Raw genomic sequence first — 24,089 nt, 5'->3', positions numbered from 1 at the left:
GGTGCGCGCCGGCGCGCCTAGCGTCGAAGACGGCCCGACCGGGCCACGTACTGAGAAGGAAACAGAGATGACCGTCGCACTCATCACCGGCGCCAACAAGGGCATCGGCTTCGAGACCGCCCGCCAGCTCACCGACGCCGGCTATGACGTCTTCGTCGGAGCTCGAGACGTCGAACGAGGCGAGAAGGCGGCTGCCGAGATCGGGGCACGCTTCGTACGGCTCGATGTCACCGACGACGCGTCGGTCGCCGCCGCGCTGGCCGGCATCGAGGAGGCCGCGGGCCGCCTCGACGTACTCGTGAACAACGCAGGCATCCTCGTCGCCGACCCGCTCGACGGCCCGACCGCGCTGCGGGTCTTCGACATCAACGCCGTCGGGATCCTCCGCGTCACCGAGGCCGCGCTGCCGCTGCTGCGCCGCTCGGAGAGCCCGCGGGTCGTCAACGTGTCCAGCAGCATGGGCTCGTTCTGGGCCAACACCACCCCGGGCCGGGTCGAGCACGGGATGTTCCTGCCGCTGTACGCCGCGTCCAAGGCCGCCGCGACCATGCTGACCGTGCAGTACGCCAAGGCCCACCCCGACATCAGGTTCAACGCCGTCGAACCCGGACCCACCGCCACCGACATGACCGCCGGCTTCGGCATCGAGGACATCGCCGCCTCGCCCGCGGAGAGCGCCAAGACCGTCGTACGCCTCGCCACCCTGGGTGCCGACGGACCCACCGGGACACTCCAGGACAAGGACGGTGAACTCGCGTGGTAGTGGTCACATCCGGCGGTTATCGGCCGTTCGCGATTTGGGCGGGGGAGCGAGGACTTGTGAACCTGAGGTAATGAGCCAAGTAAAAAGTGAGGCCACCGCCGGCGATGCCGGCGAGCGGTCTTTCCTGGGGCAGCCACGCGTCCTCGCCAATCTGTTCGGCGTCGAGCTGTGGGAGCGGTTCAGCTTCTACGGCATGCAGGGCATCCTGGCGATCTACCTCTACTACTCCGCGGCGCAGGGTGGCCTCGGGATCAGCGAGACGGTCGCGCTCGGGATCGTCGGTGCGTACGGCGGTGCGGTCTACCTCTCGACCATCATCGCGGCCTGGATCGCCGACCGCCTGCTCGGCGCGGAGCGTACGCTCTTCGCCTCTGCCTGGCTGGTCGTCTTCGGCCACCTCGGGCTCGCCCTGATCCCAGGCATCGCCGGGGTCGGGGTCGGGCTGGTGCTGATCGCGCTCGGCTCGGGCGGCGTGAAGGCGAACGCCTCCTCCCTGGTCGGCACCCTGTACGCCGCCGACGACGAGCGCCGCGACGCCGGGTTCTCCCTCTTCTACCTGGGCATCAACCTGGGCGCCCTGGTCGGCCCGCTGCTGACCGGCCTGCTGCAGAAGCAGTGGGGCTTCCACGTCGGCTTCGGGCTGGCCGCGATCGGCATGATCCTCGGCCTGGTGCAGTACGCCCTGGGCCGCAGCGCGCTTCCCGACGAGAGCCGCGTCGTCCCCAACCCGCTTCCCACCGCCGAGCGCGGCCGCTGGATCGTCATCGCCCTTGTCGCCGTGGCGGCGATCGTGGTGCTCTGCCTGACCGGTGTGATCACCGCGCCTCGGCTGGCCAACATCGTGATCGGCATCAGCGCGGTCGCCGCGGTCGCGCTCTTCGCCGTCATCCTGCTCAGCAGCCAGGTCACCGCCATCGAGCGGAGCCGGGTGTGGGCGATGGTGCCCCTCTTCATCGCCTCCGCGGTCTTCTGGTCGCTCTACCAGCAGCAGTTCACCGTGATGGTGGTCTACTCCGACCAGCGCCTGGACCGAGACATCTTCGGCTGGGAGATGCCGGTCTCCTGGGTCAACTCGATCAACCCGGTCTTCATCATCCTGCTCTCCGGAGTCTTCGCGGCTCTGTGGACCAAGCTCGGCTCCCGTCAGCCGTCGACGCCGGTGAAGTTCGCGATCGGCACGATCCTGATGGGCATCGCGTTCTGGGTGTTCCTGCTGATGCCGAGTGGTGAGCACACCGTGCCGCTGATCGGCCTCGCGTTCATCCTGCTGCTCTTCACCCTCGCCGAGCTGCTGCTCTCCCCGGTCGGTCTCTCCCTGGCGACCAAGCTCGCCCCCGAGCGCTTCCGCACCCAGATGATGGCCCTGTTCTTCCTCTCCGTCGCGCTCGGCACCGCGATGTCCGGTCGCCTCGCCGAGTTCTACGACGTGAGCGACGACAGCGGCTTTTTCTGGTGGGTCGGCCTCGCCTCCGTCGTCGTCGGCGTCCTGCTGCTCATCGGCAACCGGCCCATCCGGCGGCTGATGGCCGGCGTGCACTGATCCCATTCGGCTGCGCGGTCAGGGTTGCCAGGTTCGCCCGCTGTTCATGGAGGTGCGGATGCCGTCGCTGGTCGCGAGATAGATGGTCCCGTCGAGAACCGCGGCATCCCAGATCGCGTCCGGGTCGGCATGCGGATCCACCTCGGACGCGCCGCCCTCGGTGAGAACGGTCCCCCCGATCAGGACCACGTCGTCGGCCAGCGGCACCGGACTGCCCGTTCCCTCGATGACTCCGAACTCCTCCCACGACGTCAGGTCGGTGGAGCGGTGGATCGTCTCCCGTGGGCCGTCGGCGCAGGCAACGAAGGCGGCGGTGTCAGCGGCGTGAACCCGCGCCTCACCACAAGGGGCGGCCAGCTCCTCCCAGGTCTCGCCACCGTCTCGGCTGACCAGTGGTGTGGCCGTGACGCTGCCCTCGCCCTCAGGCGCAGCGGTGGCGACCACGGCCTCGCCGAGCACCACCACGTCCCACAAGACCTTGGCACCAGAGACCGGCACCGCCTCGAAGTCATCGCCCGCGACCGTGCTGCGCCGGAGGATGCCGTCAGTTGTGTCGAGCATCCAGACGTGGTTGGTTGATGCATCGAGGATCGCGCCACCGTTCCACACCTTGGTCCAGGTGTTTCCTCCATCGTGGGTGGCCCAGACCGGGCCACCCGGAGTAGTGGCCCAACCGTTCTGCCCGTGGGGTGCCATGGCGAGCCGTTCCACGGAGTCCACGGGAAAGTCGTACAGCCGCTCCCAGGCGGTGCCGCCTAACCGCCAGAACGCGGAGCAGCCGCAGTCGGCCTCGTTTGAGGTCGCGAACACCTGGCCGTCGGCGGCCTCGACCTGCAGCGCTCTACCGGGCTTCGGGCCGTCGACTGACCGATTGCCGTCCTGGTCGGGGTCGATCGCGGTCTCCGACGGCTGGGGCGCAGGCCGTGGCTCGCTCTCGCCGCGGGTGAGAATGGCGCCACCGACGACGACACCGACAACCAGCACCGCGGCGGCAGCCATCAATCCGGTGGTACGCCGGCGGGCCTGCCGCCGCTTCGCGCCGCGTCGTACGTCGTCGAGCATCTGCATCGGCCCCACCTCGGTCTCGAGTTCGAGGTCGAGCGCCCGGTGAAGTCGGTCTTCCAGCCCGGTCATGACGTCTCCTCCCGGTCGGCGTAGTTGGATAGTTCGGCACGGAGCGCCTTCATCGCCTGGTGGGCCTGGCTCTTCACCGTGCCGACCGAGCAGCCCAAGGCTTCTGCGGTCTGGGCCTCGGTGATGTCCTCGTAGTAGCGCAGCACGATCACCGCACGCTGGCGAGGCGGAAGTCGTCTGACCGCCTCGAGCAGGTCGTGGTCCGGCGTGCGGTCGCTGCCGACCGGTTCCCGCATCTCGGTCAGCGGCCGTTCCCGCCTCTGCTTGCGCCACACCGACACACTGCGATTGACCATGGCACGGCGAACGAACGCATCGGGATCGCGCACGTTGCGCCAGTGCAGCAGCGTCCGCTCCAGGGCATCCTGCACCAGATCGGCGCCGCGCTGCTCGTCCCCGGCCAGTGCCCGCCCCACCTTGAGCAGGTGTGGCAACCGCGCGATCACGTACTCGGTGAAGGCAGCATCGTCCCGGGCGCCGTCGGCGCCGGTCGTGAGTTGAGCCGTCATCGTGCCTCCACCCAGGTCATATTTCCGGTCTATGTCCAGGTGACGCCCGAGGCACGTAGATGGTTGTACGTGATCTGTGAGCGCTTTCATCGAACCGCGAGGCGTCCGTCCTTCTGAATCTCTGCGGCGTTCGCGTCCGAAGAGCGTCCGGGGCGAACGAATTTTCGTTCGCCCCGGACAGCGGCCACCCGGCCGTGAGGGTCCGCCGGAACGGCTGAATCTGCAGCGCCTCGACGACTTCGGGCTCCAGGTCGCCCAAGGTCCGGCCCTCGCCGATGGCGCCGCCTGGAAGTGTGGGTCAGGCGTTCTTCCGGCGGCGGGTGAGGAAGGCCCCGATGCCCCCGATGCCGGCGAGCAGCCCGCCGACGGCGAGGAGCGCTCCGTTCGGACCGCCCGTGTTCGGCAGGTTCCCAGCCAGACCGGCATCGATCCGGGTCGGGACCTCGGAGTCAGCCTTGGAGTCGGCCTTGGTGCCGGCCTTGGTGCTGGCGTCCTTGACGACCGCCGCGCACTTCTCCGATTTGTCGGTCTTGGTCTCGTAGACAGCCGGGACGACGACCGTGACCGAAGAGGCAGGCGAGTCCACCACCGTGACGTCCGATGCCGGGCTGTCCTCCACCGTGCGGGTGTCGACCAGGTCCCAACCCTCAGGCTCGTCGGCGGTCCAGGATGCGTCGGCCAGGTTCGTGGTCGGCTCACCGTCTTCGACGAAGTAGAGCGTGACGTCGGGGTCGGTGTAGGCCTCCTTCGTGGTCACGGTCTGCTCGTACTGCTCGCCGATCTGGGACAGGTTCAGCGGGTTGTCCTCGCCGTCCTGACCGTCCTCATCGGCCGGGGTGCCCGGCGTGGTGGTCCAGGCGGTGAAGTGGTCCCACTGCCACGGGCCGAAGACGGCGGGAGTGGCCTCTTCGACCACGATGGTCTCGGTCCAGGCCTCCTTGTCCACGATGGTCTCGGTCCAGGCCTCCTTGTCCACGACGGTCTCGGTCCAGGCCTCCTTGTCCACGACCGTTTCGTCCCACGCCTCCTGGTCCACGACGGTGACGGTCTCGGTCAGGTCGCCCTCGGCGAAGCGGACCCAGCCCAGGTCGCCGTGCTCGTCCTCGCCGTTCCAGTCCGGCGTGTTCAGGTAGCGGACCTTGCCGGTCTGCTTCTGCCTGTAGGCGTAGCCACGGGCCGTGACGCGAGTCTCCTCGTGGGTGACCGCCTCGTGGTGGACGACGTGCGTCTCGGCTGGGTGCTCGACCGTGTGGGTCTCGGCCGGGTGCTCGACCGTGTGGGTCTCAGCCGGGTGCTCGATGGTGTCGGTCACCGCGGCGGTGCCGGGCGTGTAGGTCCGGGTGTAGACCGAGTTGCGGAACTGGTCCTCGGTGACAGCCTCGTGGCTCTCACCCTTGACCACCTTCGAGAAGCGGGACTCCTCGTGGGACACCGCGTCGGTGTGCTCCACGTGCGTGACCGCAGGCGTGACCGTGGTGGTCGTCTTCTCGTCGGCGACCTTGACCTGCGAGGTCACGGTGGTCGTCTTGCAGTCCTGCGCGGCCTGAGCCCCCGGGGCTGCCACGACCGAAGCGACTCCGGCAACGGCTACAGCTGCGAGGCCGATCTTGGTGGAGTTGTGCATGTTCATGGGCGGGTTCCTTGCTGGGTTTGTGGTCCGTGCCTGTGGTGAGCAGGCAGGGCTGAGGTACCCGAGACCGGGCGGGCGGACAGGGATGCCCGTGTCGCGGTCGGCCTGGGCCGATCTCGGGTGGATCGTCCGGACCTCTTGAAACCGAGGAGCAAAGTGCGGCGCGTGGGCCGCCTCGGCGAGGCCTGTGAGAGGAGGGTCTCCCGGGGCTGTCTCAGCGGGTTGCGGGAATTCTCTTCGCCTACTCAATTTTGGGGTAGACGGGACCTTCGACTCCCTTGCGCTCGACCTGACTTGGGACCAAAGTCGGGTGGTATCCGTCTTCCCCCGGAGCAGCCGACGTAGCCTGGAGGCATGAGCTCGGACGACGATCTGTACGCCGATGTCCCAGCCCTCGATGAGCGGTCACGACGAGCGCTCACGGTTGCCGAGAAGTGGATCGGGGAGGGCATCGAGGGAGTCGCGATCGGTGCCGCCGACGATGGCGGCCCGGCGGTCGTGGTCTACGCCCTCGACCCGGCCTCTGCGGCGGTGCGGTCCTTGCCGCAGGAGTGCGAGGGACTGCCGGTGCGGGTGGAGACCGGAGAGGCCTTCCGTACAGACGACTGAAGGCCTCTCCGGTCCCGTGGCCGATCACGGCCGGACACGCACCTGAACGCGAGCTGGACCAGCTCGAGCGGGTGTCAGCTGAGCTCGCGCTTGAGGATCTTGCCGGTCGCGGTCATCGGCAGCGCATCGACGATCTCCACGATGCGGGGGTACTTGTAGCCGGCCATCTGCTCCTTGCCCCACGCCACCAGCTGCTCGGCGGTCACGCTCGCTCCCGGGTTGAGGATGACGAACGCCTTGATCTCCTCGCCGTGCGACTCATGGGGTACGCCGACCACGGCCGCGAGGCTGACGTCGCCGTGTGTCACGAGGACCTCCTCGATCTCGCGCGGGTACACGTTGAAGCCACCGCGGATGATCATGTCCTTCGCTCGGTCGACGATGTAGTAGAAGCCGTCCTCGTCCTTGCGGGCCAGGTCGCCGGAGCGGAACCAGCCGTCCTTGATCGCCTCCGCGGTGGCTTCGGGCCGCCCGTAGTAGCCCTTCATCACGTTGTGACCCTTGATCGCGATCTCCCCGACTCCGCCGCCCGAGCTGTCGATCTCGTTCCAGTCGTCGTCGATCAGCTTGACCTCCACGCCCCAGATCGGGACGCCGATCGATCCGGCCCGCGGCTCCTGGTCGGGGTCGCTGAACGTCACGACGGGCGACGTCTCCGAGAGGCCGTAGCCCTCCAGGATGGTGACCCCGAACTTCTCCTTGACCCGGTTGATGATCTCGACCGGAAGGCTGGCGCCGCCGGAGACGCCGATCCGCAGGTTGCCGGCGATCCGCTGGACATCGACCGCGTCCGTGAGGGCGCCGAGGAGCCCCCACCACATGGTCGGGACGCCGGCGAAGAAGGTGATCTCCTCCTTCTGCATCAAGCCGATCACCTGCTCGGCGTCGAAGCGCGGCACCAGATAGAGCGTTGCCGCCATCGAGAAGCCGGCGTGCATCTGGACGGTCGCGCCGAAGGTGTGGAAGAGCGGGAGCGTCAACACATGGGAGTCGGTCGCCGGCTGGCTCTTGAAGATCCGGTTCATCGTGACCACGTTCATCATCGTGTTCGCATGCGACAGCTCCGCACCCTTGGCCTGACCGGTCGTCCCGGAGGTGTAGAGGATGATCGCGGTGTCGGTCGCCTCCGTGACCACCGGGTCGAAGACCGCTGACTTTCCGGCCAACGCCTGACCGAGCGTCTCGGTCCCCTCGAGGGGGCTCTCCGCCGCCGGGTCGGCTGTGATCATGAAGAAGTGCTCACACCCGTCGGTCTGCTCGAAACCAGCGTGGCCCTCCGCGCCGATCGCGAGCTCGGGGGTCCCCTGGAAACAGAAGTACGCCTTCGCATCGGCGTCGGCCAGGTGGTAGGCCACCTCCCGGCCCTTGAGCAGCACGTTCAGCGGGACGACGACGGCGCCGGCCTTGAGGATTCCGTAGTAGATGACCGGGAAGTAGGGGAGGTTCGGGCAGCTGAGCGCCACCTTGTCCCCAGGCTGGATGCCGCGCTCGACGAGCAGGTTGGCGACCTGGTTGGCTGCGGCGTTCACCTGCGCGTACGTCAACCGCGAGTCGCCGAGGACCAACGCCTCCCGATCGGGGCACTTGCGGGCGGAGTCCTCGAGCAGGACGGACAGGTTCAACATGACACTCCTGGGGCTGGGTGAATCTGAGCGGTGGTGCCGATGAAATGGGTCACCCGGTCGGCGAACTCGTCCGGCACCTCGATCTGCGGCATGTGGCCGATGCCGGGGAAGAGGACCGCCTCGGCATGCGGGAAGACCCGTACGGCCTCGGTCAAGTGCGTTGCCGGGAGAACTCGGTCCTGGTCGCCCCACATCAGCAAGGTGGGGATACGCAACGAGGCCACCTCAGCGAGGAGCTCCTTGCGCCAGCTGTCCTTGATCCCGCGGGGTGTGCCCAGCGCTCGCGCGATCTCGAGCGAGACGCGCCCGGTGTCGGGCTGGCGCGAGATCGCGATGGCGTGATCCACTCGGGCGCTCGTGGCCAGGCGTGGGTCGGCCAGCGACATGCGCTCGAGCACGTACGCCGCACCGCGTGTGGTGTGGAACGTCATCGCCTCACCCAGGCCGGGGATGCTCATCAGCCGCAGCGGTAGCGCGACCTCCTTGCCGAACCCGGCGCTGTCCGCCAGGACGAGGCCCGCGGTCCGGGTCGGCGCAAGGGTCGCGACCCTCATCGCCACGGCGCCACCGAGGGAGTTGCCGATCAGGTGGACCCGACGTGTCTCACCGAGTGCGTCGAGGACGTCGAGCACGGACTCGGCCAAGGTGGTCAGCGACGTCTCGGTCGATGCGCGCTCGGAGAACCCGCAACCGGGGAGGTCGAGAGCGATCAGACGATGACCGTGCGCGAGTCGGACGAATTGCTCGGACCAGTCCTCCAACGACCTGGTGATCCCGTGGATCAGCACGACGGGCGCGGAGTCGGGGCTGCCAGCGACTCGCACGCGCACCTGCTTGTCGCGGACCGTGATGAAGGACGGGCTGCTCATCGGCTGCTGCCCTCGAGCGTCTTCGGGGCCGGGGCTGCCTCCAACTTCGAAGGGGTGAACTGCAACGCCGGATCGTCGATCGGACCCTTGCCGAGAACGGCCTGATCGTGCTTGTAGTCCTGCGGCGCCGCCCACGGGCCCGTGGTGCCCTGATTGGGGAACAGGTGCATGGCGCGGTTCATGTACCCGTTGTCCATCTCGACGAAGCGCTTCAGCGGCATCGACGGGTCGGTGACGACCGGGGTCACGGTGGCATAGCCCTGCTCGTCCATGTGCGCGAGCAGGCGGCAGAACCAGGCAGAGACCAGATCGGCCTTCAGCGTCCACGCCTGGTTGGTGTAGCCCACGGTGTAGCCGAAGTTCGGGATGCCGCTGACCATCGCCGCCTTGTAGACCACGCGACTGGGCAGGTCGACGGGCTCGCCGTCGACGGCCAGCTGCATCTTGCCGAAGGGCACCATGTTGAGCCCCGTCGCGGTGACGATGATGTCCGCCGGAAGCTCGGTGCCCGATTCCAGCAGAATTCCCGTGTTGGTGAAACGCACGATCTTGTCCGTGACGACGGACGCCCGACCGTCGGAGATCGCCTTGAACATGTCGCCGTCGGGCACCATGCACATCCGCTGGTCCCACGGGTTGTACGTCGGGGCGAAGTGGGTGTCGACGTCGTACCCGTCGGGCAGCATCGCCACGTTGACCCGTCGCACGAGGCGCCGCATCTGGCGCGGGAACCTCTGGCTGGCGTTGTACAGGATGCTCAGCCGGCGGGCGTTGATCGCCCGCGCGATCGCGTGTGCCCGCCTGGCGGAGAGGAAGCGGTGCAGGGTGTTGGCGATCGGATCCTTGCGCGGGATGGGCAGCACGTACGACGGCGACCTCTGCAGCATCGTCGTGTGCTGGGCGACCTTGGCCAACGAGGGCAGCAAGGTGACTGCCGTGGCGCCACTGCCGATGACCACGACGTTCTTGCCGGCGTAGTCGAGGTCCTCCGGCCAGTGCTGCGGGTGGATGATCGGGCCGCTGAAGTCCTCACTTCCAGGGAACGTCGGAGCGTAACCCTGGTCATAGTCGTAGTAGCCCGCTGCCGAGAACAGCATCCCGGCCGTCACATCGAATCGCGCGCCGTCCTGACTGCGTTCGAGGGTGACGACCCATCGCTGGTCCGCCGTCGAGAAGTCGGCCGCCACCACCTTGTGCCCGAGGCGCAGATGCGGTCCGAGGCCGTCCTCCTCAACGGTCTCGTGCAGGTAGGAGACGATCTCGTGGGCATCGGCGAGCGCGTTCTCGCGGACCCACGGCTTGAACCCGAAGCCGTAGGTCTGGAGATCGGCGTCGGAACGGATGCCCGGGTACTTGAACAGGTCCCAGGTGCCGCCGATGTTCTGCCGGGCGTCGACCACGGCGAAGGTGCGCCCGGGCTGAAGTGTCTTGAGGTGGTGGGCCATGCTGATGCCGGCGATCCCAGCTCCCACGACGAGTACGTCGACGTGGTCGAAGGACGGCGGGGTGGTGGACGAGGTCTTCTTCTTCGCGGCCATGGTGATTCCTGGAGGTGAGTGCGGAAAAGGTGGGTCGGGCGGGGGTCAGCTCGTGCGATCGGCCGACAGGAGCGAGACGATCGAGGGAACGGCCTCCAGCTCCGGAACCGACAGGAAGTCGTCTCGCTCGTACGAGGGATTCGGGTAGCTGTAGTAACCGGACCCGGTGGCGAGGCCCAGATGTCCCTGGTCGAGGAAACGCTCCTTGATGTAGGCAGCGTTCGACAGCATCTGCGCATCGTTGGCCTGGTCGCCCCAGTAGGCGAGTACGTCGACCGCGGTCTTCATGCCGATGACGTCGAGCATCCCCATCGGTCCGAATCGCGCCCCGTTCAGCATGAACGTCCGGTCGACGTCCTCGGGCGTGGCCACCTCGTTCGTCACCAATGTCTGCGCCGCGTTCAGAAGCGGCACCAGCCACGAGTTGAGGATGTAGCCGTTCTGCTCCTTGCGCACCGGGATCGGCACCATGCCGATCTCGATGGCAAACTCCGTCACCGCCGTCAATGTCTCGACGGACGTTCCGGCGTGCCCCATGACCTCGACGACGTTCATCAACCAGATCAGGTTGGCGAAGTGGAGCGCGCAGAACTTGTCCGGGCGCCCCGTGGCATCCGCGAAGTCGCGCGGCAGGAACGTCGAGCTGTTGGTGACGACCAGCGTGTGCTCCGGCAGCAGATCGGCCAGCCGCTTGTAGACGTCGGTCTTCACATCGGGGATCTCGGGAACCGCCTCCACGACGAGATCGACGTCCACCGCCGCCGAGGTCAGCTCGGTGGAGTAGGTCAGGCGGCTCCTCGTCGCCGCCAGGTCCTCCTCGGAGGCGCCGAGCTCGCCGGCATAGATCGCGGCGTACACCTCGTGCTGAGCCTTGAGACGTACGATGGCGTCGGCGCTGATGTCGTAGACGACCACGTCCTTGCCCTTGAACGCGCTGTGCCAGGCGATCTGACCGCCCAGCACTCCGGCTCCCAGTACAGCGATTCGATGTAGATCTGACATGCGATGGCCTCCACGTGTGTCGTGCGCCACATCGGCGCCGAGGACCACCGTCGCAGAGGACCTGCGGAAAGACTTGTCACCAGCCGACACGAAGTTGTCATTTGCCGACAGGCCGGTGTCTGTGGCCTAGGGATCTGGGTGACGAGCGGCAGGTGCCTCCTCAGGACGCTGTCCGCGTCGGCGCCGCAGCAGCTCTCGGGGCGACTCGCCGAACCACCGCCGACAGGCGCGGCTGAAGCTGCTCTGCTCGGAGTAGCCGATCGCGCGCGCAATCTGCGACGCCTGCATCCCGGTCGCCGCCAGCTCCCACGCTGCCGCCCGGCGCAGGTCGTCCAGGATGGCTTCGAACGTCGTGCCGTGCGCGCGGAGATGGCGCTCGAGCGTTCGCTCGTGCAGCGAGAGCTCGCGTGCGACCTGAGGAAGGCTGGCGCCGCCGACCATCAGCAGTCGACGCGTGACCTCGCGGACGTGATCGGCGACCGCGGGCTCCGGAACCAGCCGCTTCAGGTAGTCCTCGGCGAGGACCAACGCCGAGTAGTCCCGGCCGTCGATGACACGCGCGAGGTCGACGGGACTGAGATGTATCGCGTTGCGTTCCTGCCTGAAGTCGACCTGACAGCCGAACACCTCGTGATAGGTCGCGAGAGGCGCGTAACGCTGGTGCTCGAACGTCACGCGGTTCGGGACGAAGGTCGGTCCGATCAGCACGCGGTAGGCGCGCATCGCCAGGCCGAAGGCCCGTTCGAGCATCTGACGGCGGTCGAAGTCGTTGCTCAGCAACACCGAGTACGAGAACGCGGACGTCCCCGTCGACTGGGTCAGGACAGCGGTGTCGGACGGCACCATGGCCCGCAGGAAGTGACACAACCTCTCCACCGCCGCCCCGACCGTCTCCGAGTTGCGCATGATCACTCCGAGAGGCCCGAGTGTCTCGAGCCCCTGCTTGCCCCCGAGTCGGAGCCCGAAGTCGGGCGCGTCGAGCTCCCGGGCTGCGTGTCCCAGCACTGCGCCGGCATCCTGGTAGCGGACGTACCGGTTGATGTCCTCGATCGCCGACGGATCGATGCCGTGAGCAGCAAGCATCGTGTCCGCATCGCCGCCGAGATCATTGATCAGGACGTCGGCCTGCGAGAGCACGCGGCCGCGGATGAGGAGACTCACGTCGACGATCTTCCTTGTCAAGGTCGGCCGGGCGGCACCTCGATCGCCATGGTCCGGGATCTCGATTGTGCCATCTTTCCTCGGGTTCCTCGGGCTGATGTGGCTGCTGCCGCACCTGCGCCGGCGCGGCCCCTCGACCCTGCGGCTCCGGACGAGCGACGAGACCGGTCGCGTCCAGGCCGATCTCCGCTCGATCGCCGATACCTCCGGGGGTAGGCTCGAGAGCATGGCTGCCCTCACCGGCGTCACCGGAACGGTCGTGACCATCCGGTCGCGGCCGGTGATCCTGCTGCGTGGACGGGTCGACCCCGTCGCCTCGACCGCGTCGATCATCGACGCCGCCGAGATCTGCACCCGCGACCTGGCTGCGGCGTTCCCCGACCAGGCGATCACCTGCCGGATCCTGGTCGACTCGCCGCGGCGTGGCAAGGCGCGGCAGCAGTCCAACGTTCGCGTGCGCTGACGGCACCCCTGGACCCCTCACCATCCATCACGACACAACCGAAGGAGACCGACGATGAGCATGATCGACAAGGCCAAGAACGCCGCCAAGGGGGCTCTCGGCAAGGCCAAGGTGGTTACCGGGAAGACGACGAACGACCGCTCCCTGCAGGCCGAGGGAAAGATGGATCGGGCCAAGGCTTCGGCCAAGAACACCGTCGAGGACGTCAAGGACAAGTTCAAGAAGTAGAAGTCCTCTCGATGCTCCTGATGACGGCGTGACCCGAGCGGGGGCGGGGTCACGCCGTCGCCAGGAGCATCGAGCTGTCTCACTCGGGACGCGTGGGAGCGCCCGGAGAGGCATCGGCCACAGCGACCTCGCGCCGCCAGGCCGCGATGGCGACGGCGCCGAGCAGCACCGGCACGGCCACGGTGTACACCCGCCATACGAGGATCCCGGCCACGGCCGCCGCCTCGATCTCGAGGCCACCGGCTTCGACCAGGGTGGCGAGGAGGAGGGCGTCGACGATGCCGATCCCCCAGAGAGGGAACACGGTGAACGGGAAGGCGAACAGGTAGGCGATCGCGATCCATACGAGGCTCACCTCGTCCGCCGTGACCCCGACGAAGCGTAGGCACAGCGTGAGCGCGGCGAAGTCGACGACCATCATGCCGACCTGAGAGAGCACCGCCAGGGGGAACCCGCTATGGAACCGCTCGGCGATGTCGGCACGGAAGTTCTGGCACCTGTCGGCCCAGCGGTCGGGGTCGACCGTCTTCCGGAACCGGCGCACGATCAGCCCAGCGCGGGTTCCGACGGCGCGCGCGAGCGCGTCGCTGCGTACGATCATGAGAACGATCACGAGGGTGGCGACCGCGATCGCGATGCTGAGCAGCTCGAGCAACCGGAACGACGCGTCTTCGCCGATGGCCAGCAGCAGCATGAATCCGACGAGTGGAGCCGAGAACCTCGCGACGTAGAACGTCAGCGAGTTCATCACGGTGCCGGCGAGGCCCTTGGCGGGACTGACCCCCCACGACTTGAACATCGCGACCCGAAGCGCGATGTCGCTCGGTGGCGGAGCGATGAGGTACATCAGCGTCGCGCCGAGGTCGTTGATGGTGGCCCGGTAGAACGTCACGCCGCGGATGAAGAAGCTCAGCGGCATCGCCAGCAGGATCTGACGAGCCACCACGATGACGAGCAGCACGATGTGATGCCACCAGCTGAGGTGTGTCAGCGCGTCCCGGGCCGCCTCCCAGTCGACGCGTCCGATCAGGCCCACGATGGTGACGGTGCTGAGCGCGGCCACCACCAGCAGGACGACGCGCGTGATCCAGGCACGACGTCCGGGGCGGGCGTCGCTGACGTCGGGGCTCTCCGATGTGCTCACTGCGCGGCCGCGATGACTCAGAACTCCACGGGATCGCGGCTGATCGGGCAGGTCATACAGTGTCCGCCACCGCGGCCCCGGCCGAGCTCGGCGCCCACGATGGTGATGACCTCGACCCCCGCCTTGCGCAGCAGCGTGTTGGTGAGGGTGTTGCGGTCGTAGGTGAACACCACGCCGGGCTCGAGCGCGACCGCGTTGTTGCCGCTGTCCCACTGCTGCCGCTCGGACTGGTAGACGTCCCCGCCGGTGTCGATCACCTGGAGCTCGGTCAGCCCGAGGGCCTGCGCCACGACGTCGACGAAGGCCGCGTCGCCGTGGTCGATCACCTCGACCCCGGGTGACTTGTCGGAGGGCACCAGCGTGAACGTGTGGACCGCGTCCATGATCGTCGGATAGAGCGTGACGATGTCGCGGTCGACGAACGTGAACACGGTGTCGAGATGCATGGCGGCCCGCAGCTTCGGCATCCCGGCGACGATGACCTTCTCCGCGGCACCCTGCTCGAAGAGGGCCTTGGCGACCTGGGTGATCGCCTGGCGGGAGGTGCGCTCGCTCATGCCGACGAGGACCACCCCGTTGCCGACCGGCATCACGTCGCCGCCCTCGAAGCTGGCCTGTCCCCAGTCCTTCTCGGGGTCGCCCCACCACACGGTCGAGCCGACGTAGTCGGGATGGTGCTGGTAGATGGCCTTGTAGAGGAGCGTCTCGTCCTTGCGGGCCGGCCAGTAGAGCGGGTTCATGGTCAGCCCGCCGTACAGCCAGCAGGTCGTGTCCCGGGTGTAGAGCGTGTTCGGCAGCGGCGGCATCAGATACTCCCGGGCACCGGTCGACTCCCGCGCGAGGCCCACGTAGTCGGAGCGGAAGTCGCCGGGCAGGTCGCTGGTCGCGAGGCCACCGATGAGGAACTCCGCCAGCTGCCGGTCCGAGACCGACTCGAGGTAGGTGCGGGTGTCGTCGACCAGCCCGAGACCGACCTGGTTCGGCACGATCTTGCGGTCGAGGATCCAGTCCTTGGCGCCGGCGACCGCGAGCGTCTGCGCCAGCAGGTCGTGCAGCTCGACGACCTCGACACCACGCTGGGTCAGCTTGTTCACGAAGTCGGCGTGGTCGCGCTGAGCGTTCTCGACCCACATGACGTCGTCGAAGAGCAGCTCGTCGTTGTTGCTGGGAGTGAGCCGGCGGTGGGCCAGGCCGGGTGCGCAGACGAGCACCTTCCTGAGCCTGCCGACCTCGGAGTGGACGCCGTACGCGGACTCCTGCTCGGACATGGGATGCCTTTCTGTCGGGGATGGAGATCAGAGGGAGATCCGGCCGGTCCACAGGCCGACGACGCCGATCGCCGCTCCGATGAGGATCGCGACCAACAGCGCGATCTCGGTGGGACTGAAGATCCTCCTGCCACGCTCGCTGCGGGCCTTGACGTACAGCAGCGACGCCGGCGCGAGGATCAGCGTCATCAGCAGCACGAACTTCAGCCCGGCGGCGTCGAAGAGGAAGATCGTGTACGCCGTCGCGATGCCGGCCACGATCGTCTCCTTGCGGCGTACGCCGGCCGCCACCCCTTCGTACGCCTCGCCGGTCAGGCCGAGCTTGAGTGCGTACGCAGCGGCCAGCAGGTAGGGCAGGATCGCCAGGCTCGTGGCGAGGTCGAGCATGAAGTTGAGCGCGTCGTTGACGAACAGGGTGAGGGCGAGGAGCCCCTGTACGGCCAGCGACGTCACCACGAGCGCGGTGATCGGGGTGCCGTTGCGGTTCTCCTGACCCAGGAAGGCGGGCATGTCGTCGGAGCGGGCCGGGACGTACATGACCTCCGCCGCCATCAGCGTCCAGGCGAGGTAGGCGCCCAGGACCGACACGATCACCGCGACGCTGATGAACACCTCGCCCCAGTCGCCGACCACCGACTCGAAGACCCCGACCATCGACGGCTGCCGGGTGGCGGCCAGCTCGGGCTGCGGGACGACGGAGTAGCTGGACAGGGTGACCAGCGCGAAGATCGACAGCACGCTGAGGAAGCCCAGCACCGTCGCCTTCCCGACGTCCTCGCGCTTCCTGGCGTAGCGGGAGTAGACGCTGGCCCCTTCGATGCCGATGAAGACGAAGGTGGTGATCAGCATCGTGTTGCGGATCTGCTCGTCGAGGCCGCCGAGATCGCCGTAGCCGGTGGCGACCCAGTTGTCGGCGAAGACGCCGGCGTCGAAGGAGATGAAGAGGACCACGATGAACACCAGGATCGGCAGGACCTTGAAGATCGTGACGATCCGGTTGATCACGGCGGCGTCCCGGACGCCACGCGCGATCAGGTAGTGGAAGAGCCACACCCCCACGGTCGAGAGCGCGACCGCGAGCACGGTGTCGCCGTCCCCGAAGCCGTCGTAGAACGCTCCGATCGTGGCGCCGATGAAGACCCAGTAGAAGGTGTTGCCGGCCACGGAGCTGGCCCAGAAGCCGATCGCGGAGTTGAAGCCCGCGTAGTCGCCGAAGCCGGCCTTGGCGTAGATGAAGACCCCGGAGTCGAGCTCGGGCTTGCGGACCGCGAGGGTCTGGAACACGAACGCCAGCATGAGCATCCCGGCGCCCGCGATCGCCCACGCGATCAGTGAGCCGAGGATGCCGGTGGCGACCCCGAACCGGGCCGGCAGGGAGAAGACCCCGGCGCCGACCATCCCACCCACGACCATCCCGGTCAGGGTTGGGAGACTCATCTTCGCCACGGCAGGTGCTTCGGTGGTGGCAGCGTCAGAACTCATGCTGGCTCCTGTTTCCTTGGCGGGTGAGCCCAGTTGTTGTCGGTAGCAACCGTTCGCATCTTTACACTCCCGGAAGGGTTGCTAACAGGGTCATTGATCTGTTTTTTCCGCGTCCGGGGCCCGGACGCGGTGCCAGGTTCGTGCGTACGGCAGCCTCCCGATCTCATGTCGGATCCGATCCGTCCACCTCACCCGGAACGTGTGATCCGCGACGCCTCGTCTGCGACGACCCTGGGATGGTCCTGTGAAGGGAGACGACGATGGGCTTTCGAGACCGACGCGACAAGCGACAAGAGGAGCGCCAGGCCTTCGGGCGTGGCGGGAGCGCCAACCGCTTCCAGATGCGCCAGAAGATGATCTCCATCGGTGACGACTACTGGATCGAGAACGAGGACGGCGACCGGGTCTTCCGCGTCGATGGCAAGGCGTTGCGGCTGCGCGACACGTTCGATCTCGAGGACGCCCACGGCAACAAGGTCTGCCGCATCCAGACGAGGGTCCTGCACATCCGGGACTCGATGGCGATCGAGGACGCCGACGGCGAGAAGCTCGCCCTCGTGCACAAGGCGCTCATCTCGCCCCTGCGTGATCGCTGGAAGGTCGACCGCGAGCAGGGTGAGGACTGGACGGTCCAGGGCAACATCGTCGACCACGAGTACGACATCGAGGCTGACGGACGCAAGATCGCCGAGGTGTCCAAGAAGTGGTTCCGGGTCCGCGACACCTACGGGGTCGAGGTCGCGCCCGGCGAGGAAGCAGCCCTCATCCTGGCCGTGACCGTCGCGGTCGATGCGATGGTCCATCCCGCGAAGTGACGACGCTGACTTCAACTCTCCGCAGATAAAGCCCTGATTTGCGGACGGGCTCACCTGTAGTTCGGGGATCATTCCCGTATGAAGGGTTGGCGATGAGCGACATCGGGCGCCCGCGGGTCGCCCGAGTGGTGAGCGTGCTGCGAAGGCAGCTGCGAGCGCCGTTCGCGGCGACGGCCGGCATGGTGGTGCTTCTCTGGGCGTCGCTGACTCCGTCGTTGATGCCGCGGACCGCGCTCTTCCAAGCGCTGCTCACCGCGCTGTGCATGCTGGCCGGGTACGGCGCGGGCGCGTTGGCGGGATGGCTGGTCCGCAGCTGTGGTGGCCGGTTGACCGGTAGAGCACGGGTGATCGCCTGGCGGGTTCTCGCCGGCGTCGCCGGCGTCGGCACCCTGATCGTGCTGGGACTGTCGTTGCGGTGGGAGAACGAGGTACGCGACCTGGTCGGGGTCGACCGGGTGGGCTTCTGGCACCTGGTGCTCACCGTGCTGATCACAGCGGTCCTGTTCGCGCTGTTCCTCGGGCTGTCGCGGGCGATCAGGGCGCTGGGCCGCTCGATCGGCAGGTTCGTCGGCCGCTTCCTTCCCGCTGCCGCGTCGACCGTGATCGGCGGCCTGATCGCTGCGGTCCTGATCTACGAGCTGGCCATCGGGGTGGGTGGCAACCGGCTGCTGGGAGCACTCGACTCCAGCTTCGCCACGATCAACGAGGAGTTCACCACCGGCGTACCCGTTCCCACGACGCCCGAGCTCACGGCCGGCCCGGCCTCGTCCCAGGCATGGGAGGACCTGGGCCGCCAGGGACGGGTCTTCATCGCGAGCGCGCCGACCGCCGCGGACATCGGCGAGTTCACCCAGGAGCCTGCCCAGCAGCCGGTGCGTGCCTACATCGGGGCCGGCCCCGAAGGCGTCGACATCCGCGACGAGGCGCAGGCCGCGGTGGCCGAGCTCGACGCGCTCGGCGGCTTCGACCGCGCCGTGATCAACGTGGTGACCGGCACGGGCAGAGGTTGGATCAACGAGAACCAGGCTCAGGCGCTGGAGTTCATGTGGGGTGGCGACACGGCGACGGTCAGCCTGCAGTACTCCTACCTCCCGAGCTGGATGTCCTTCGTCCTGGACCGCCAGCGTGCGCAGGACGCCGGCCTGGCGCTCTTCGACGCCGTCTACGGACGCTGGCTGGAGATCCCCGAGGCCGAACGCCCGCTGCTGGTGGTGAGCGGGGAGAGCCTGGGCAGCTTCGGCGGCGAGGCCGCCTTCAGCGGAGCGCAGGATCTCGCGACCCGCACCGACGGTGCCCTGTTCGTCGGCCCGACCGCCGACAACCGGCTCTGGAACCGGTTCACCGAGGAACGCGAGCAGGGCACGCCTCAGGTGCTGCCGATCCTGGACGACGGCGAGATCGTACGTTTCGCCGACCGGCCCGAGGAGTGGAAGCTGCCCGGAGCCTGGGACGGCACCCGGATCGGGTATCTCCAGCACGCGAACGACCCGATCACGTGGTGGTCACCGTCGCTGGCGCTGGACCGGCCCGACTGGCTGGAGGAGGAGCGCGGCCGTGGCGTCTCCCCGAACGTGCGCTGGATCCCGGGCGTCACCATGCTGCAGCTGGGCGTCGACCAGTTCTCCGCCAACTCGGTGCCGGCGGGGGAGGGCCACCAGTTCGGCACCGCGCCGGTGAACGCCTGGGCGGAGATCCTGCCGCCACCGGGATGGACGGATGAGCGCACCGACAAGCTGGCCGCGGTCATCGGCAACCGGGTGTGGCTGAGATGACCGACTGCTAATTGGGCACCCGAGGGGTCGGGGTGGCACCTAAATTCGGGGCCTCGCGGCGGTACTAACGGACGTGGGCGGTACTTTAACTGCACTGCGGAATCGTTGACCTCTATCGACGGCTGATAGCGGTTGGAAAGATAGCTGGAGTCCAAAGCACGTATGCGGGAGACTCGGTTGAGTCGCCGCTCGATTGTGATCGTGTTCGCGCGAAACTACGAATTTGGCGGGGTCGCCGAGCTGCTCCAAACGTGGTTGGCAGGTGTCGGATCAGGTCGCGCCTGTGGTGCTTGGAGCTGACGAACCACTATCGGAAGAAGCGCCACTTGGATCTGCTTTACGCGGTCGTCGATAGCATGCAGAAGGTAGTCTCTTCGTGAGTCCGGATCAGATGACGGCGGGGCGCTGACAAAACACGAGTGATCCTGGATACATCGGTCTGCCTTCTCGATGACGTTCGCAGCGTTTCCGTCGTTGATGAACAGTACCAGCGCCGCCTTGGTATCTCGCCACACCGTGTACCCCAGAAGTTGATCAATAGCGGCGGAGAACTTTTTCTGGCCACGCCACACCTTGCACTCACCCACGAACGGATTGTGATCATGATAGGGAATCAGAATGTCCGTCTTGCCAGCTCCGTTGAAGACCTCTCCTCTAGCAAGGCCTTCGTAGTTACTGTTGAGGATAAACAGCAGTACGTCGCGAAGTTCTTCCTCGTTAAACCGCCCTGTCGTCTTCGGCAACCGCTCGAATGAGTTGCCCACTGCCCGGATGGTACGGACCACGTCCTCGTATATCTCATCAGAGATCCTCGGGTCAGAAACGCCGACGTTGGCCGAGATCGCAGCGGTTGCGACGCGCACCGCTCTCCGATCGATCGGAATCTGGATCTGTTGCGACGTGGCAGCGGGCTTTAGCGGGATACCTATCTGCTTCTGGCTAACGACAAGGACCCAAACCCGTTCGGCGACCCTTGCCAGCAGATCCTCGTCGATTGCTTCCGCTCCGAGAAGTTCATCGTGCTCTTCCACGCACTCGCGCAGGTATGGAACTGAACAGAGTTTTGACCAGTTACTCAGCGAAAATGGGTGAAAGGTCACCCACATGAATTCGCGTTCCTCGTCCCTTTTGTGTTGGAGGATCGCGCGCGCCGTGCTGCTGTATGCGACTGCAAGGAACCTCCTGAACTCGGTCGCTTGACCTCCAGCCGCCGAATATTTCTTGCACTCCAGTGACACAGGACGCCTGGATCCGGTCACAGCTGCACTGGGAGCCTCGATGATGTAGCCGAACAGGTCAAAGGTCTTGCTTTCGCCGTTGAGGCAGGTCACCGAGCACTTGGAAGGATCGTCAAACACCGTGACCGGGAACTCGAACCGGTCGGTTCCCTCTAACCATTCTCTGATCTCGTGTACGGTCGAACGGCCCATAATGTGCAGCTGTTCTACCACGTGTTCTCGCCTCGCTCCGAGAATCGGCGCGTCGTCGGTGCGTACTCGAAATACCTTCCGCCGACCTGTGACAGCGACCCTTCGCTGCGTACTGATTGAGCGTGACCGGCCCAGTGGACCGATCTCCAGTTGCCGGGGTGAATCTGTCGACCGGTGGTCTTCATTCGTGGTCGTTCCCCAAATCGAACAGCGTCGTAGGATCGTTCTTTGCCTCGGTTCCTTGGATCTGCGACCAATCAGCAGCGTCTTGATCGAGGAACAGGGGGACTGCGGCACGGATCAGTGGGCCGAGTTCGACGGTAGAACTAGTCGGCGCGACAGCGGAGCCTGTCGAGAAGTCTGCATGGACTTGTCCGCCGCGGCGCAGCGACAGCACGGCTCTCGCGACTGAGAGACCGGGCACGTCTGCGGCCAATCTTTCAAGGTCTACGTCGGCGAGCACGTCGGCCCTCTCCTTGGACTCGTACGAGACAACGCGGTCTTCCTTGCCAAACTCGATGCGGGTGACGACGCTCTCTGAGGTACGTGCCCTTGCTCTGAGCCCGTCGAGGTCCGTTTGTTGGCTGTCTTCCGCGGCAGGTAGTTCGTCAGCTTTACGTGCGGCAATGTGGGCGATCCAGTCGTCACCGCGGATCGCCAGGCATCTTCGGTCGATCATCCAACGCGGTGTGAGGTCGGGCTCAATGAGTTGCGCCTGACGACGAGTGACGCGAAGCCCTTTCGCGGTGAGACGTTCAAGATGCATCTCGACAAGATGCTGGAGGCTTTGCGACGGATCTGCCAGGGCCACTCGTCCTAGTTGCTCCGTCGTTACGGTCCGGCCGACCCGGCGCCAGAACTCTGCAGGAGCGTCGTCGAGCGACGTCATGAGGTAATACAGGTCATCGTCAGATAGGGGACCCGTTGTCGCGACGGTGGGGAAGTCGGCCGCGGAGCCCCCGTGTCCTTCCCAAACAGCTCGGAGGACGCGAGTGATTCGGTTGGCCTGGGCAGGTTGCAAGGCCGTCTCCATCGACCGGATTCCTGCTGCGACGGGCGCGCGATGAAGAGTCTCAGCCTCTTGGAACGCGTGCTCGGTAGTCGATGTTAGGTTGCGCATTTCGCCACCGCTCGAGACTCCGCGTCCGCCGCGCACCAGGGCTTGGCCTAGTAAGCCTATCACCGGTGAGTCACGACGTGATTCCCCGATGCTCGCGATTGCAGACGCATCTGTAACCCATGTGTTGTTTGCTGACGCGCGCTCAGCAAGCTGAGTGATAGATGCGGCTCGTTGCGCAGCCGTGTCATCCTCTGAGTGGCCGGATCCGATGTCTTCGAGTGTGAAGATCATCGGCTCATGCGGTGAGAGGGCGGTCAGTTCGTCGTTGAGCCAGTCAGGGTCAGCAAGGGGGCGGAGGAAGAGGAGTCGCTCCCGCGACTCGGCTGGCCAGCGTAGCACCAAGTCGGGCACGGCAACGTTGTTGAAGTAGTCGGTGTACTTGACGGTGACTTCAGGGTCGGCAAGTCGGATCTCGTCAGTGACGGCACGTTTGATGCGGCTGATCCGCTCACTGGCGCGCGGCTGCTCGGCCGCAAGTGCCATGGCGGAAGCGAATTCTCGTCTCATGATTACACCGCTTCCCCCTGAATGAGTTTAAGGACCTCCAGATAGTGGTCCCTGGTGAGGACCAGATCGCGCTGCTTACGTGCCAGAGTGAGCAGCCAGAGACGTTCGGAGACTTGGAGTATGGCTTGGTGATCGATGGCCGCCTCGGCGCCAGTTTGGTCCTCGGTGCCGAGGACACGCTGCCGATTCTCCTTGTGCAGCAGAGCTTTCTGAATAGATTCAGGAGTGGTGTGCTTGTCCCACGACTGCGCTTGGAACGGAGACCACGAAAGCCACAAAAAGTGACCACATCGATCGGGATAAGCGAGATAGGCGACGTAACACTTGGCAAGGAAGTCTCGGAAGTGTGTCGGTAGGTCACTCTCGTTCTTGTAGGCCTTGACCTCAGCGAGGAACGACTGGCTGTCGAGTGGATCGCCCCGGAACATCCCGCCAATATCGAACGAGAACGACGTGGTGCCGTGCGGCCAGTCGAACGCCAAGAGCTCGGAGAGCGGGACGTCGCGATGTGTCCAGCTGGTCTTGACGCGCGTCGTCAGGTCCAGCCACCTCTTGGCCTCGTGCAATCCGTCTCGGCCGGTGTCCTGGTTGTCTTCACCTGCCAAGATCCGTACCTCCGCGCTCTCCCACGTTCAGCGACGCTAGCGGAGGTGAAGAGGCAAGAGAGGTCGAACTCGGAAAGTCATTGGAGAATGCGTAGTCGGACGCGGCCACTGCTTCAGCACAAGGGTTCGGCCCTGCCCCCGTGGAGAGGGAAGAACCGCATCAGCAGTCGGGCGCAGTTGCTCGATCTCAGAGTAGACCGCGATGCGGTCATGCCAGGTCGCGGCCCAAGCCTGTCGCTGCCGCGCCAGGGTCGATCTCCCGCTAGACTCGGCGATTTGAGCTGTCAGCGGGTAGGGCCGTCGCCGGAAGTCGTCGTTCCTGGAGCTAACGACAGGCTGCTGGCGATGCGTCGTCCATGCTGGCGATGTGGTCGGGGACGTTCGTCAGCACGAGATTGGTGCTAGGGCGGCCTGCAGCGAGCCGAGACGAATGGAGCCTCTGAGGCATGCACTCGGGCTTCATCAGACGCGGGTCGTTCGGTCTCAATCGGATGTTGGGTGTGTGGGTCCCCGGTCGTCGGCTCGACGCATGTTCGAGTGGCTCGTCCGAAAAAATGTGTCCCAGTGGCTCTCCGGTGAGAGTCCGTGCAGGATGACTGGTCTTGGTTCGTCGATTTGGCTCAACGCGCTCTGCAGCAGAAACGCGTCGCTGTATGCCCAGTTAGGAGAAACATAAACATGGACGGCCTCGCATCCGGAGATATGAAGCGGCTGGCCGTGGATGAGGGCATCGCTGGTGAGTCCGCATGGGTTGGCGGCTACTCCACCGACGCTGACGTCAGCAACGGTGTGAGAGGCGACCTTGCCATTGTGCTGGTACCGGAGGACGAGAGAGTCTGGAAAGTGAGCCCGTAGTTGCCGGAGCGCACTCGCAC

General features: G+C 66.2%; 22 protein-coding genes. 8 read left to right on the top strand and 14 right to left on the bottom strand.

Annotated features, from left to right (window positions below):
• The first annotated feature begins 67 nt into the window (after positions 1–67).
• Positions 68–763: an SDR family NAD(P)-dependent oxidoreductase gene (locus tag ABTX24_RS21465; RefSeq protein ID WP_350842442.1), complete on the top strand. Its 696-nt coding sequence runs from the start codon at positions 68–70 to the stop codon at positions 761–763.
• Positions 764–833: 70 nt separating this feature from the next.
• Positions 834–2,303 (top strand): peptide MFS transporter, encoded by a 1,470-nt coding sequence (locus ABTX24_RS21460; protein WP_350842440.1) that lies wholly within the window; start codon positions 834–836, stop codon positions 2,301–2,303.
• Between the two features lie 18 nt (positions 2,304–2,321).
• Here the strand turns inward: ABTX24_RS21460 and ABTX24_RS21455 are convergent, their stop codons facing one another.
• The 3 genes from ABTX24_RS21455 to ABTX24_RS21445 all read right to left on the bottom strand — a co-directional run bounded on the left by ABTX24_RS21455 (position 2,322) and on the right by ABTX24_RS21445 (position 5,576).
• Complete coding sequence (locus tag ABTX24_RS21455; protein ID WP_350842438.1) at positions 2,322–3,437, bottom strand: beta propeller repeat protein; 1,116 nt, start codon at positions 3,435–3,437, stop codon at positions 2,322–2,324.
• On the bottom strand, positions 3,434–3,946 hold the full coding sequence (locus tag ABTX24_RS21450; protein ID WP_160022061.1) for a SigE family RNA polymerase sigma factor: 513 nt from the start codon (positions 3,944–3,946) through the stop codon (positions 3,434–3,436). The genes ABTX24_RS21455 and ABTX24_RS21450 overlap by 4 nt, the downstream gene beginning before the upstream one ends.
• Positions 3,947–4,244: 298 nt before the next feature.
• Positions 4,245–5,576: an LPXTG cell wall anchor domain-containing protein gene (locus ABTX24_RS21445; protein ID WP_160022063.1), complete on the bottom strand. Its 1,332-nt coding sequence runs from the start codon at positions 5,574–5,576 to the stop codon at positions 4,245–4,247.
• A gap of 354 nt (positions 5,577–5,930) precedes the next feature.
• On the opposite strand from ABTX24_RS21445, the gene ABTX24_RS21440 reads away from it, so the two are divergent.
• Positions 5,931–6,185, top strand: a complete 255-nt coding sequence (locus ABTX24_RS21440) for a hypothetical protein (RefSeq protein WP_350842435.1) — start codon at positions 5,931–5,933, stop codon at positions 6,183–6,185.
• 74 nt (positions 6,186–6,259) lie between these two features.
• On the opposite strand, the gene ABTX24_RS21435 is transcribed toward ABTX24_RS21440, so the two are convergent.
• The 5 genes from ABTX24_RS21435 to ABTX24_RS21415 all read right to left on the bottom strand — a co-directional run bounded on the left by ABTX24_RS21435 (position 6,260) and on the right by ABTX24_RS21415 (position 12,380).
• Positions 6,260–7,810: a long-chain-fatty-acid--CoA ligase gene (locus tag ABTX24_RS21435; RefSeq protein WP_160022067.1), complete on the bottom strand. Its 1,551-nt coding sequence runs from the start codon at positions 7,808–7,810 to the stop codon at positions 6,260–6,262.
• Entirely contained in the window at positions 7,804–8,679 is an 876-nt protein-coding gene (locus tag ABTX24_RS21430) for an alpha/beta fold hydrolase (RefSeq protein ID WP_160022068.1), read from the bottom strand. The genes ABTX24_RS21435 and ABTX24_RS21430 overlap by 7 nt, the downstream gene beginning before the upstream one ends.
• Positions 8,676–10,217, bottom strand: a complete 1,542-nt coding sequence (locus tag ABTX24_RS21425; RefSeq protein ID WP_350842433.1) for a flavin-containing monooxygenase — start codon at positions 10,215–10,217, stop codon at positions 8,676–8,678. Before ABTX24_RS21425 ends, ABTX24_RS21430 begins: the two co-directional genes overlap by 4 nt.
• 45 nt (positions 10,218–10,262) lie before the next feature.
• A complete protein-coding gene (locus tag ABTX24_RS21420; RefSeq protein ID WP_350842431.1) occupies positions 10,263–11,219 on the bottom strand; it encodes a 3-hydroxyacyl-CoA dehydrogenase in 957 nt (318 codons plus the stop codon).
• 126 nt (positions 11,220–11,345) lie between these two features.
• Positions 11,346–12,380 (bottom strand): AraC family transcriptional regulator, encoded by a 1,035-nt coding sequence (locus ABTX24_RS21415; protein WP_350842429.1) that lies wholly within the window; start codon positions 12,378–12,380, stop codon positions 11,346–11,348.
• A gap of 67 nt (positions 12,381–12,447) precedes the next feature.
• Here ABTX24_RS21415 and ABTX24_RS21410 point away from each other — a divergent pair, with 67 nt between their 5' ends.
• Complete coding sequence (locus tag ABTX24_RS21410; protein ID WP_350842427.1) at positions 12,448–12,843, top strand: hypothetical protein; 396 nt, start codon at positions 12,448–12,450, stop codon at positions 12,841–12,843.
• Between the two features lie 54 nt (positions 12,844–12,897).
• Positions 12,898–13,071 (top strand): CsbD family protein, encoded by a 174-nt coding sequence (locus ABTX24_RS21405; RefSeq protein ID WP_160022078.1) that lies wholly within the window; start codon positions 12,898–12,900, stop codon positions 13,069–13,071.
• A 79-nt stretch (positions 13,072–13,150) separates the two neighbouring features.
• Here ABTX24_RS21405 and ABTX24_RS21400 read toward each other — a convergent pair whose 3' ends face one another.
• The 3 genes from ABTX24_RS21400 to ABTX24_RS21390 are packed head-to-tail and all read right to left on the bottom strand — an operon-like array spanning position 13,151 to position 16,965.
• Positions 13,151–14,215, bottom strand: a complete 1,065-nt coding sequence (locus tag ABTX24_RS21400; protein ID WP_350842425.1) for a lysylphosphatidylglycerol synthase domain-containing protein — start codon at positions 14,213–14,215, stop codon at positions 13,151–13,153.
• Between the two features lie 17 nt (positions 14,216–14,232).
• Positions 14,233–15,483: an arginine deiminase gene (locus ABTX24_RS21395; protein ID WP_350842423.1), complete on the bottom strand. Its 1,251-nt coding sequence runs from the start codon at positions 15,481–15,483 to the stop codon at positions 14,233–14,235.
• A gap of 27 nt (positions 15,484–15,510) precedes the next feature.
• Positions 15,511–16,965, bottom strand: coding sequence for a basic amino acid/polyamine antiporter (locus ABTX24_RS21390; RefSeq protein WP_350842421.1), 1,455 nt, complete (start codon positions 16,963–16,965; stop codon positions 15,511–15,513).
• A gap of 260 nt (positions 16,966–17,225) precedes the next feature.
• On the opposite strand from ABTX24_RS21390, the gene ABTX24_RS21385 reads away from it, so the two are divergent.
• Both ABTX24_RS21385 and ABTX24_RS21380 read left to right on the top strand, forming a co-directional pair.
• Entirely contained in the window at positions 17,226–17,780 is a 555-nt protein-coding gene (locus ABTX24_RS21385; protein WP_350842419.1) for an LURP-one-related/scramblase family protein, read from the top strand.
• Positions 17,781–17,872: 92 nt separating this feature from the next.
• A complete protein-coding gene (locus ABTX24_RS21380; protein ID WP_350842417.1) occupies positions 17,873–19,552 on the top strand; it encodes an alpha/beta hydrolase in 1,680 nt (559 codons plus the stop codon).
• 215 nt (positions 19,553–19,767) lie between these two features.
• On the opposite strand, the gene ABTX24_RS21375 is transcribed toward ABTX24_RS21380, so the two are convergent.
• The 3 genes from ABTX24_RS21375 to ABTX24_RS21365 all read right to left on the bottom strand — a co-directional run bounded on the left by ABTX24_RS21375 (position 19,768) and on the right by ABTX24_RS21365 (position 23,214).
• Positions 19,768–21,003: a hypothetical protein gene (locus ABTX24_RS21375; RefSeq protein WP_350842415.1), complete on the bottom strand. Its 1,236-nt coding sequence runs from the start codon at positions 21,001–21,003 to the stop codon at positions 19,768–19,770.
• A 160-nt stretch (positions 21,004–21,163) separates the two neighbouring features.
• Positions 21,164–22,609 (bottom strand): hypothetical protein, encoded by a 1,446-nt coding sequence (locus ABTX24_RS21370; protein ID WP_350842413.1) that lies wholly within the window; start codon positions 22,607–22,609, stop codon positions 21,164–21,166.
• 2 nt (positions 22,610–22,611) lie between these two features.
• Positions 22,612–23,214 (bottom strand): hypothetical protein, encoded by a 603-nt coding sequence (locus ABTX24_RS21365; protein ID WP_350842411.1) that lies wholly within the window; start codon positions 23,212–23,214, stop codon positions 22,612–22,614.
• A 678-nt stretch (positions 23,215–23,892) separates the two neighbouring features.
• Here ABTX24_RS21365 and ABTX24_RS21360 point away from each other — a divergent pair.
• Positions 23,893–24,069: a hypothetical protein gene (locus ABTX24_RS21360; protein ID WP_350842409.1), complete on the top strand. Its 177-nt coding sequence runs from the start codon at positions 23,893–23,895 to the stop codon at positions 24,067–24,069.
• Positions 24,070–24,089 lie beyond the last annotated feature (20 nt).

It is taken from the genome of Nocardioides sp. NPDC127514 (genome assembly GCF_040302125.1).
In the GTDB taxonomy this organism is placed as follows: Bacteria; Actinomycetota; Actinomycetes; order Propionibacteriales; family Nocardioidaceae; genus Nocardioides.
This window is presented reverse-complemented; position numbering and strand designations above follow the sequence as displayed.